General features: G+C 63.6%; 11 protein-coding genes. 5 read left to right on the top strand and 6 right to left on the bottom strand.

The genetic code is table 11. From position 1 onward, the window contains the following. Positions 1-268: 268 nt before the first annotated feature. Together alkB and CQ12_RS33720 are read right to left on the bottom strand one after the other, a co-directional pair. A complete protein-coding gene (gene alkB / locus CQ12_RS33725) occupies positions 269-922 on the bottom strand; it encodes a DNA oxidative demethylase AlkB (RefSeq protein ID WP_057839594.1) in 654 nt (217 codons plus the stop codon). Between the two features lie 12 nt (positions 923-934). After that, positions 935-1,678, bottom strand: a complete 744-nt coding sequence (locus CQ12_RS33720; RefSeq protein WP_057839593.1) for a 2OG-Fe(II) oxygenase — start codon at positions 1,676-1,678, stop codon at positions 935-937. 163 nt (positions 1,679-1,841) lie between these two features. Here CQ12_RS33720 and CQ12_RS33715 point away from each other — a divergent pair, with 163 nt between their 5' ends. Beyond that, positions 1,842-2,621, top strand: coding sequence for a transglycosylase domain-containing protein (locus CQ12_RS33715; protein WP_063799863.1), 780 nt, complete (start codon positions 1,842-1,844; stop codon positions 2,619-2,621). 1 nt (position 2,622) lies between these two features. On the opposite strand, the gene CQ12_RS33710 is transcribed toward CQ12_RS33715, so the two are convergent. The 4 genes from CQ12_RS33710 to CQ12_RS33695 are packed head-to-tail and all read right to left on the bottom strand — an operon-like array spanning position 2,623 to position 6,339. After that, complete coding sequence (locus tag CQ12_RS33710; protein ID WP_057839599.1) at positions 2,623-3,309, bottom strand: DUF2848 domain-containing protein; 687 nt, start codon at positions 3,307-3,309, stop codon at positions 2,623-2,625. Further along, positions 3,302-4,654, bottom strand: a complete 1,353-nt coding sequence (locus CQ12_RS33705; protein WP_057839591.1) for an amidase — start codon at positions 4,652-4,654, stop codon at positions 3,302-3,304. The genes CQ12_RS33710 and CQ12_RS33705 overlap by 8 nt, the downstream gene beginning before the upstream one ends. 22 nt (positions 4,655-4,676) lie before the next feature. Then, positions 4,677-4,997: an AtuA-related protein gene (locus CQ12_RS33700; protein ID WP_057839590.1), complete on the bottom strand. Its 321-nt coding sequence runs from the start codon at positions 4,995-4,997 to the stop codon at positions 4,677-4,679. A 1-nt stretch (position 4,998) separates the two neighbouring features. Next, on the bottom strand, positions 4,999-6,339 hold the full coding sequence (locus CQ12_RS33695; RefSeq protein WP_057839589.1) for an acyclic terpene utilization AtuA family protein: 1,341 nt from the start codon (positions 6,337-6,339) through the stop codon (positions 4,999-5,001). A gap of 183 nt (positions 6,340-6,522) precedes the next feature. Between CQ12_RS33695 and CQ12_RS33690 the strand changes: the two genes are divergently transcribed. From CQ12_RS33690 to CQ12_RS33675, 4 genes are all read left to right on the top strand, one after another. Beyond that, positions 6,523-6,936 (top strand): Zn-ribbon domain-containing OB-fold protein, encoded by a 414-nt coding sequence (locus CQ12_RS33690; protein ID WP_057839588.1) that lies wholly within the window; start codon positions 6,523-6,525, stop codon positions 6,934-6,936. 4 nt (positions 6,937-6,940) lie between these two features. Further along, complete coding sequence (locus tag CQ12_RS33685; RefSeq protein WP_057839587.1) at positions 6,941-8,080, top strand: thiolase C-terminal domain-containing protein; 1,140 nt, start codon at positions 6,941-6,943, stop codon at positions 8,078-8,080. Between the two features lie 107 nt (positions 8,081-8,187). Then, positions 8,188-9,102: an SDR family oxidoreductase gene (locus CQ12_RS33680; protein WP_057839586.1), complete on the top strand. Its 915-nt coding sequence runs from the start codon at positions 8,188-8,190 to the stop codon at positions 9,100-9,102. A gap of 223 nt (positions 9,103-9,325) precedes the next feature. Next, positions 9,326-10,492, top strand: a complete 1,167-nt coding sequence (locus CQ12_RS33675) for an SMP-30/gluconolactonase/LRE family protein (protein WP_057839585.1) — start codon at positions 9,326-9,328, stop codon at positions 10,490-10,492. Positions 10,493-10,558 lie beyond the last annotated feature (66 nt).

Raw genomic sequence — 10,558 nt, 5'->3', positions numbered from 1 at the left:
CGTGCCTGCCGTGGCTGCGCGGTTCGTGCCTGCCGTGGCTGCGCGGTCCGTGGCTGCGCGGTCCGTGCCTGCGCAGTCGGCTGCGCGGTGGGCTGCGCGGCCGGCAGCTGTTGCGCATCTTGGGGATATTGCCGCGTGTGCTAAGTCTCCCGACCTAACGGCCATCGCCCATATCCGCCGGTGCCCTTGGTCTTTACCTCGCCGGCGGGCGCGGCGTTTCCCATGGCGCGAGATGCTCGCAATTCTCCCTTTGTGGGAGAAGGAAGGATCACCGCACTTTGCGAAATGTCAGATTGATCCGCTGGCGGCCCATGATCGCGTGCTCGCCGTCGGCGAGCGGCGCAACACCGTGAAAGAACAACCGCGACGGGCCGCCCCAAACCACGACGTCGCCGTGCTCGAGCCGGTAGCGGTTCGGCTTGTCGGCGCGCTTCGGGCCACCGAACAGGAAGATCGCCGGTAGTCCGAGCGAGACCGAGACGATGGGCGCACCGAAATCGAGCTCGTCCCTGTCCTGATGCAGCGACAGCTTCGCGCCTGATACATAGCGGTTGATCAGGCAGGCCTCCGGCCCGAAGCCGTTGAAGCCGGCGTCATCAGCCGCGTCGGCCGCTAGTCTGCGCAGCACGGGCGGCATTGCCGGCCATGGCTGTCCGGACTCGGGATCGATCGCGTCATAACGGTAACCGGTGGGGTCCGAGACCCAACCGACACTTCCGCAATTGGTCATCGCGACCGACATGCGGTGGCCGCCCGGCGTGGTCAGATGCCGGAACGGCGCCTGTTTGACGATCGCGCGCAGTGCCGGAAGCAGCTCGGCCTCGAACGGCCTGGCAAAGCCGCGCAGCAGCACCGCGCCCTCCGCCATCACCTCGCGTGACGGGCGCACATCCGGAATGGCTTCGAACAAATCCGCTGTCAATTCAGTCCGCGCTCATTTGGCATCGTGGAAGATCACACCGACGGTGTGGCGATGACCGGATCTGATACGGCTGACGCCATGGCGCAGGTTAACCCGATACGGCCCACGCGTCCCCTGTACCGGACGATGGTGCACAGCAAAGGCGACCGCATCGCCCTGTTTGAGCGGCACCACCTCGGGCCGCGACTGCATGCGCGGCCGCTGCTCCGTCAGCACGAACTCGCCGCCCTCGAAATCGCGCCCCGGTTCGGACAGCAGGATCGCGACCTGCAGCGGGAACACGTGCTCGCCGTAGAGATCCTGATGGAGGCAGTTGTAGTCGCCTTCTCCATATTGCAGCAGCAGCGGCGTCGGCCGCGTCTGCCCAGCGTCGTGGCAGCGCTTCAGGAAGGCGGCATGCTTGTCGGGATAGCTGATATCGATCCCCATCGTCTCGTTCCAGCGATTGGCAACGCCGCAAAGCCGCGTGTAGAGCGCGGGCCGCAACTCTGCGATCAGGTCCGGCAGCGGATAGGAGAAATACTTGTACTCACCGCGGCCGAAGCCGTGCCGCCCCATCACGATCCGGCTGCGGAAATTCTTGTCGTCGGGATAGAGCGCGGCCAGCGCCGCGCATTCGTCCGGCGACAACAATCCCTTGAGGACTGCGCAGCCCTCTGCGTCGAGATCGGCGGTTGCCTGCGTCCAGTCGATGGCATCGACGCGGGTGGCGACATCGGAGGCAGGATGGCGGAGGACTTTTGCGGTTGATTTCATGACGGCAAATCTCGCAGTTCAGGCAGTGGCAAGCCACCCGATTTCCGAACAGGAACACCCACACGGAAGTTCCTGTGACGCAATTTCGACGTCTTCCATCGACAAATGTAACCTGTACGGGAACTCGGACAAACTGCCTGCGGCTCCCCTACCCTCACGAGAGATGTCCAAGGCTCTTATCATTGTAGGCAAACTGGTTCTGGCGCTGCTCTCGGTAGCAGGTATGGCGCTATTGATACTGGAAGGCTGGCTGATCTGGCACTTTGAACATGGCATCGGCCTTCCGACTGAAGCCAAGCTGACCAGGATCTCGGCAACCGAACCAGTTTGCTCCGTTAACGGCCAGCGAGTCTACATCCCGCTTTCCGACATCCCTCCTCTCGTTGCCCAGGCGGTGCTCGCTGCGGAGGACCCCGATTTCTACGAGCGCTTATCGATCAACCCGTTCGCAGAGCTCGTCCAGGCGGTGCTGCTCAACCAGCGACCGCGCGCGTCGAACATATCACGATCGGTCGCCCATTGCTTGATGCCCACCAGTCCGGATTGCTGCAAAGGTCCAAGCCTTGAGCGGATGGTCGGGCACACCTTTCTCATGGGCCGTATTGCGAAAGTCTTTTCTCGTGAACGCATTCTCGAGATTTACCTGAATGAGAACTATTTTGGTCGCGGCGCTTACGGCGTAGGAGCCGCAGCAAGTGCCTATTTTGGCAAACCGCTTGCTCTCCTGAGCATCGACGAGATCGCGTTCATTGCAGCACTGCCCAAAGCGCCAGGGTTAATCAACCGCAGGAAAGACCTCGCCGTGGAACGACGAAACCACGTCGTAGAGCGAATGCTTCAGTCTGGCTTCATCAGTGCAGCAGACGCGGCGGCCGCAAACGAACGGCCGCTGGCGTTCCTCGAAAAGCCAGTCGATGGCCCAGCCCCGCAAAAGAGCTTGTGAACTAGCCCAACACCGGCATCGTGATCACATCATACCCATGGCTGATCTTGCGCTTCAGCACGGGGTCCTCCAGTTCGAACTCGAACCGATCGGCCGGACGGATGCCGCCCTTGGCCGCAAACGTGCCGCCGAACATGGCGCAGCCGTCGGGCAGACCCTTGCCGGCAAAACCGCGATCGATCAGGTCCTTGACCGGCAACATCGCATCGAGCGTGCCTTCCTGGTAGAGCACGCGCGCGCCGTCGATCGTGGCCCAGGAGCGCAGGATCATCTTGTCCCAGTGGCCGATGACGTCCTCCAGCTCCCACAGCACCGAGGCCATCGGCTTGTCGCACATCTGTTTGGAGACGGTGACGCTGTAGCTCTCGACCTTGCGGTCGGTATGGTCGGAGCCGCAGCCGACGAAGATGCGGCCCTGCCAGCCGATCAGCACGAACTCGACTTCGCCGCTGGAATTTTCGCCTGACACCTCGATGCGGTCGGCTTGCGTAATCCGTCGCGCCGAGCAGCGATAGTAGATCGGCGTCGTTGCGGGACGCGCAATGCCGATCGCTTCGAGCTCGGCGATATGCTTGTCGCGCGCCACCGGATCGCGGCCGGTCCAGCCGGCGATCACGGCCTGGTCGATCGCCAGCGTCAGCGGCGTCAACATGCCCTTGTCGTCGACGTTGAAGGTCAGATCAAACACGGATGACATCCTCCATTCCGGCCGCGAGTTCGAAGATTCGGCGGTCCGATCCGCCTGATGCCGCGAGCATCAGCCCGACCGGCATCTCGCCTTCGCGATGCGCCGGCAGCGAGATCGCGCAGCCGTCGAGCATGTTGATCAGCGTGCAATTGCGCAAGGAGCGCAGATTCTCCGTGGCGAACAGCTTGTCGTCGGCGACAAGGTCGGCGATTTTGGGCGGCGCGTTCGCCGTGGTCGGCAGCACCAGCGCGTCATACGGCGCGATGCGCTGCTCGGTGCGCGCAATGAACGAGCGGCGCGCATTGAGGATGTCGATATAATCAGCCGCGCTGATGGCTTCGCCGCGCAGGATGCGGACGCGGACGCGGGGATCGTAGACGTCGCCCTTGCTGGTGAGCAGATAGCGATGCCAGGCGTAGCTTTCCGCGGCGGCAAAACCGCCCTTGCTGTTCATGACGCCGACATCGTGGAATTCCGGCACCTCGATCCGCTCGATCAGCGCCCCCCGTCGCGACAGCGCCTCCAGCGCGCGCTCGAAGGTCTTTGCGACCTCCTCGTCGAGATCGTCGAGCGCGACCGTGGTCGGCACCGCCAGCCGCATGCCCTTGACCGGGCGCGGCTGCAGCGGCTGCACGGCTTCATCCGCGAGCACGGCGTCGAGCACCGCGCAGCAGCCAACCGAGCGCGCCAGCGGGCCAAAGCTGTCGAGCGAGGAGGACAGCGGCACGCCGCCATCGAGCGGTACGCGTGCCTGCGTCGGCTTGTAGCCGACGATGCCGTTATAGGCCGCCGGAATCCGGCAGGAGCCCCCGGTATCGGTGCCGAGCGCGCCATAGGCCATGCCGTCCGCGATCGAGACCGCCGCGCCTGAGGACGAGCCGCCCGGCACATGGCCGACACTGCGATTGAACACGCTCTTCGGCGTGCCGTAATGCGGATTGATGCCGATGCCGGAATAGGCGAATTCGGTCATGTTGGTGCGGCCGATCACGATGAAGCCCGCGCACCGCAGCCGCGCCACCACGGGCGCATCGGCTTCGGCGGGCGCAGAATCTTCCAGCGCGCGGGAGCCGGCGCGGGTCACCTGCCCCTTGATATCGTAGAGATCCTTGATCGAGACGGGAATGCCGGCATAGGGCGATGGTGCAGCATGCGCTTTGCGTAAGTGATCCATGGCGTCGGCTGCGGCCAGCGCGGCATCCTTGTCGACATGGATAAAGGCGCGCGCGCCTTCGCCGGCGGGATCGGCAATTCGTGCGAGACATTCCTCGACCAGTTTGCGCGCGGTGGTGCGTCCGGCATCGAGATCGGCGGCCAAGGTGGCGAGTGTCGGGTTAGCAGGCATGATCGTCGGTCGCTCTCTTTTGTTATTTGCTTTCCGGCGCGGGTATGATGTCGAGATCAAGCAGCGCCGAACTCAAAGATTTGCCGTGGGCATCGAGGGCCAGCGAGCGCGTTACGCCGCCTCCCAGCGCCTGGTCCATCACGAAATTCAGCGCAGAAAGATTGGGTAGTTCATAACGAACCACCTCGCCCTGGACAACGCCGGCGAAATGCGATTTCACCCGCGCGGCCGTGACCTGCTCCAGCAACAGCGGATAGTGCTTCGCATCATAGGCGATGACGGAGATGTTGGAGACATTGCCCTTGTCGCCGGTGCGGGAATGAGCGATCTCGCGCAGCTTCACCTTAAGCCCCCACAAACCGGATCTGCGGCTTTGCCAGCTCGCGCGGCAGCAGTACGGAAGCGACCGCCACCACATCGCGCGCCGATTTCCACGCGCCGCCGCCCGCGGCCGGACCGTTGGTGTAGAGCGTTTCGACCTCGTTCCCGATCCTGATCGCCTCGCGCAAATTCTCGGTGCGGCCGGAAACACGCACACGCACCTCATACGGTTCGGCGGCGCGCGCGGAAACTTCGGGCCCGTGCAGGGAATCGACGCCGACCAGTTCGAACCGCAATTCGCTTGCAGCAACATTGGTGAGCTTCAGCCGCTCACGCACGATCTCCAGCGCCAGCCTTCCCCGCGCCAGCGCGCCGGGGCCGGCATAGGAGATCTGTCCCTCACCGATATAGCTGTCGACATAGCCGACCGAGACCTTCAGCGTATCGGTTCGCTTCGCGCCGCGCCCACCGCTGACACGGACGCGATCCGGTCCGATTTCCTCGATCTTCACCTGCGAGAAATCGGCGACCACATCCGGCTGGAAATATTTTGTCGGGTCGTGGACCTCGTACAGCAACTGTTCCTTGCAGGTCTGCGCCGTAACCGCACCGCCCGCCCCCGCAACCTTGGTGACGACAAGGCTGCCATCCTCGCCGACCTCTCCAATCGGAAACCCGAGCCGAGCGAGATCAGCCACATCCTTGTAACCGGGATCGGCAAAATAGCCGCCGGTGATCTGGCCGGCGCACTCCAGCAGATGCCCAGCGACCGTCCCCTGCCCGAGCAGATTCCAGTCATCCATCGCCCAGCCAAAGGCATGGATCATCGGCGCCAGGAACAGCGCCGGATCGGATGCCCTGCCGGTGATGACGATATCGGCGCCCGCAGCGAGCGCCTGCGCCATCGGCTCGGCGCCGAGATAGGCGTTCGCCGACAACAGCCGGTTGCCGAGTTGCTTGATGGTGCCGTCGAATTCCATGATCGGCAGATCGCCGGCCTTGCAGGCGTCGAGTACGTCGTCGCCGACGATGGCGGCCACTTTCAGAGACGGCAGTCCGAGCGACCTGGCGATGTCGGCAGTCTTTCGCGCGGCCGCTTCCGGATTGGCTGCCCCCATGTTGGTTACGATCTTGATACCCTTTGCGGCGCAGACCGGAAGCACCGCGCGCATCCGTTCCTCAAGCAATGGATCATAGCCGCTGTCGGGATTCTTCATGCGCGCCTGCTGCGCCAGCGCGACCGTTCGTTCCCCGAGACATTCGAACACGAGGTACTGGATATCACCCTTCTCGGCGAGTTCGATCGCAGGCTCGATGCGATCGCCCGAATAGCCGGCGCCGGACCCTATTCGTATCGTTCGCACATCGTCTCCCTGTCGCTGCAAATACCCTAGCGCGGAAAATTACTGGCATACAAGCGCTCTCGGGCGCAGGAATGCGGCCATGCAATCACCGCTGCCGTAGAACCGTTGACGGTTCACAGTCAATGTCGCATCAAGATCACAACAGCTAAGCAAGCGCCCGACCTCCCAAGGAGAAATTGCCGCATGGCCGAGCCCGCCCGCGCGAGACCAAAACCCACACCGGAAACCCAGCATTTCTGGGATGGAACGCAGGCCGGCGAATTGCGCCTGCAGCGCTGCGATGCCTGCGCCAACGTCTATTTCCCGCCGCGCCCGTTCTGCCCCTCCTGCGCCTCGCGCAAGGTCTCCGTGTTCAAGGCGAGCGGCAAGGGCAAGCTCTACAGCTACGTCATCAACCACCGTCCCGCGGCGCCCGGCTTCACGCCGCCCTATGCCATCGCCGTCGTCGAACTCGACGAGGGCCCGCGCATGATGAGCAACATCATCGATTGCCCGCAGACGCCCGAGGCGCTGGAGCTCGACATGAAGCTCGAGGTCGCGTTCGAAAAACTCGACGACAAGATCACCCTTCCCCTGTTCCGTCCGGCGAAGGGTTAAGCATATGCGCAGAAATCAGGTCGCCGTCGTCGGCGCAGCCGAGACCACCGAACTCGGTGTCATCCCCAACATGTCGCAGATCCAGCTTCACGCGGATGCGGCGCTCAACGCCATCGCCGATGCCGGATTAAAGCTATCCGACATCGACGGCATCGCAACCGCGGTCGAAACCCCGCAGCAGATCGCGCACTATCTCGGCATCACGCCGACCTGGGTCGACGGCACGTCCGTGGGCGGCTGCTCGTTCATGCTGCACGTCCGCCATGCGGCGGCGGCGATCGAGGCAGGGCTCTGCAAGACCGTGCTGATCACACATGCCGAAAGCGGCAAGTCGATGATCGGAAAATTGCCGCGCTCGACACCAGCCGACAGCCTCAACGGCCAGTTCGAGGCGCCATTCGGCGTCTACGGCCCGCCCAGCATGTTCCCGATTCCCGTGCTGCGCTACATGAAGACCTACGGCATCACCCATGAGCAGATCGCCATGGTCGCGGTCGCCCAGCGCGAATGGGCGGCGAAGAACCCGCGCGCGATGATGAAGGACCCGATCACGGTCGCCGACGTGCTCAACTCGCGAATGATCGCCTACCCGTTCCGCCTGCTGCAATGCTGCCTCGTCACCGACGGCGGCGGCGCGCTGATCCTCACCTCGGCCGACCGCGCCAAGGACTTTCCGAAAAAGCCGGTCTATATTCTCGGCACCGGCGAGAGCGTGGAAACGCCGATGGTCAGCCAGATGGAGACGTTCAACTCCTCGCGCGCCTTCAAGGTCGCGGGGCCGACCGCCTTCAAGGAGGCCGGCATCACCCACAAGGACGTCGATCATCTCATGATCTACGACGCCTTTGCGCATCTGCCGCTTTTTGGCCTCGGCGATCTCGGCTTCATGCCGCACGAAGAGACCGGAAAATTCATCGCCGACGGCAATACCCGCCCCGGCGGCAAGCTGCCGCTCAACACCAACGGCGGCGGCCTCAGCTATATGCACTCCGGCATGTACGGCATGTACGCGCTGCAGGAGAGCGTGCGGCAGATGCGCGGCATCGCGCCGGCGCAGGTCAAGGACGCGAAGATTTCGGTCTGCCACGGCGTCGGCGGCATGTTCGCGGCGTCAGGTACGATCATCTTTACGAACGAGAAGTAATCACGTCGGTCATTCCGGGGCGATGCGCAGCATCGAACCCGGAATCTCGAGATTCCGGGTTCCCGCTTCGCGGGCCTCGGAATGACCGACAACAACAGGAGAACCCCATGGCAAAATCACTGCAAGACAAAGTCATCATCGTCACCGGCGCAGGCCGCGGCATCGGCCGCGAGATCGCGCTGCTCTGCGCGGCCGAAGGCGCCAAGGTCGTCGTCAACGACCCCGGCGGCGCGGCCGACGGCGCCGGTACGAGCGCGGCGCCCGCCGAGGAAGTGGTCGAGGAGATCAAGAAGCGCGGCGGTACTGCAGTGGCCAATTTCGAGTCGGTGGCGGAAGCGATCCCCGCCAGCAAGATCGTGAAGACCGCGACCGATCATTTCGGCCGGCTCGACGGCGTCGTCAACAATGCCGGCATCCTGCGCGACATGATCTTCCACAAGATGAGCGTGGAAGCCTTCGAGGCCGTCATCAAGGTGCATCTGATGGGCTCGTTCTACGTCTCTCACGCCGCAGCGCGGATCTACCGCGAGCAGGAGAGCGGCGCCTTCGTGCACTTCACCTCGACCTCGGGCCTGATCGGCAATTTCGGCCAGGCCAATTACGCCGCCGCCAAGCTCGGCATCGTCGGCCTGTCGAAGTCGATCGCGCTCGACATGGGCCGCTTCAACGTGCGCTCGAACTGCGTCTCGCCGTTCGCCTGGACCCGCATGATCGGCACCATCCCGACCGGGACCGACGCCGAGAAGGCGCGCGTCGAGAAGATCAAGCAGATGGGACCGGAGAAGATCGCGCCGGTCTGCGCCCACCTGCTCTCCGATGCCGCCAAGGACGTCACCGGGCAGATCTTCGGCGTGCGCATGAACGAGATTTTCCTGTTCAGCCAGAATCGTCCGGTCCGCTCGGTTCACCGCGGCGAAGGCTGGACGCCGCAGACCATTGCCGAGCACGGCATGCCGGCGCTGAAGGGATCGTTCACCGCGCTCGACCGCTCAGCCGATATCTTTACGTGGGATCCGATCTGAGCGCTTACGACGCACGACCGTAGGGTGGGCAAAGACGCGTAGCGTCGTGCCCACCATCTATCGGCGATCCCGGTCGGAAATGGTGGGCACGCTGCGCTTCGCCCACCCGACAAACTGCTACGCTGCGCCGCCATTCTGGCTACTCCACCTTCAGCCCGCCCGCTTTATGCCGGAATGCGGGCCGATGTTTTTCCTCCCAACAAAAAATACACGGGAGGAAATCATGACAACCTCGCTGACCTTTTCCGATCCCCACCAACAGGGCGGCGGCCTTGACCGTCGCAAGATACTGACCGGCGCGGCAGCACTCGCCGCCTCGGCTGTAACGATGAAGACGGCTTCTGCCGCCTCCGTGGCGCCGCTCGGCCAGACCGCCGCACCGACCACGGCATCGCCGCCCCTGCCACTCGGCCCGCTTACCGGCGCCCGCTATCCGGATGCTCGCCTGGAGTCGATGAAGAAGCCGAAGGTTTCGTTCGGGCCGACGGGCTTTCCGGCCTTCGCCGGCACCATGGCGGTCGAGCGCGTCGCGACCGGGTTCCGCTGGGCCGAAGGCCCGGTCTACTTTCCGGCGGGGCGATATGTTCTGTTCAGCGACATTCCCAACAACCGCATCATGCGCTTTTCAGAAGATGACGGGCATCTCAGCGTCTATCGCCAGCCCTCGATGAACTCGAACGGCAACACGATCGATCGCGAGGGACGGCTGATCACCTGCGAGCATTCGGGCCGCCGCGTCACCCGGACCGAGCTCGACGGCTCGATCACGATCATCGCCGACAAATACAACGGCAAGAAACTGAACTCGCCGAACGACGCGGTCGTCGCGGCCGACGGTTCGATCTGGTTCTGCGACCCCGCCTATGGCATCGGCGGCTTTTACGAGGGCATCAAGGCCGACGCCGAGCAGGACAAGAAGAACGTCTTCCGGGTGGATCCGAAATCCGGTGACATCAAGATGGTGGTCGATGACTTCGTGCAGCCGAACGGCCTTTGCTTCTCGCCTGACGAGAAGAAGCTCTATATCTGCGATACCGGCTTCACCGACGGGCCGGACAACCCGTCGCATATCCGCGTGTTCGACGTGGATCTCGCGGCCGGAAAGCTTTCGAACAGCAAGGTCTTTGCTGATATGCCCAAGCCCAGCATTACCGACGGGCTGCGCTGCGATCGTGAAGGCCGCCTTTGGTGCTCCGTGGGTTGGGGCGATCCGAATGAGGACGGCGTGCGCTGCTACACGGCGGACGGCGACCTCCTCGGCAAGATCCACATCCCGGAAACCGTCGCCAATTTGTGCTTCGGCGGCCAGCAGCGCAACAGACTCTACATCTGCGGCTCGTCATCGCTCTATGCCGTCTACACCAGCGCGCAGGGTGCGATGAAGCCGTGAGTGCATGAAGGCTTCTCCGCGTCATTGCGAGGAGCGAAGCGACGAAGCAATCCATCCATCCGCGCA

The sequence above is a fragment of the Bradyrhizobium jicamae genome, from assembly GCF_001440395.1.
In the GTDB taxonomy this organism is placed as follows: Bacteria; Pseudomonadota; Alphaproteobacteria; order Rhizobiales; family Xanthobacteraceae; genus Bradyrhizobium; species Bradyrhizobium jicamae.
The sequence above is the reverse complement of the archived record's forward strand: the minus strand, read 5'-3'. Positions and strand labels throughout refer to the sequence as shown.

Bases quoted from the DNA above. Each gene is read 5' to 3' on its own strand.
- CQ12_RS33675 (WP_057839585.1), top strand. From the start codon at position 9,326: ATGACAACCTCGCTGACCTTTTCCGATCCCCACCAACAGGGCGGCGGC.
- CQ12_RS33690 (WP_057839588.1), top strand. From the start codon at position 6,523: ATGGCCGAGCCCGCCCGCGCGAGACCAAAACCCACACCGGAAACCCAG.
- CQ12_RS33705 (WP_057839591.1), bottom strand. From the start codon at position 4,654: ATGCCTGCTAACCCGACACTCGCCACCTTGGCCGCCGATCTCGATGCC.
- CQ12_RS33720 (WP_057839593.1), bottom strand. From the start codon at position 1,678: ATGAAATCAACCGCAAAAGTCCTCCGCCATCCTGCCTCCGATGTCGCC.
- CQ12_RS33715 (WP_063799863.1), top strand. From the start codon at position 1,842: ATGTCCAAGGCTCTTATCATTGTAGGCAAACTGGTTCTGGCGCTGCTC.
- CQ12_RS33680 (WP_057839586.1), top strand. From the start codon at position 8,188: ATGGCAAAATCACTGCAAGACAAAGTCATCATCGTCACCGGCGCAGGC.
- CQ12_RS33685 (WP_057839587.1), top strand. From the start codon at position 6,941: ATGCGCAGAAATCAGGTCGCCGTCGTCGGCGCAGCCGAGACCACCGAA.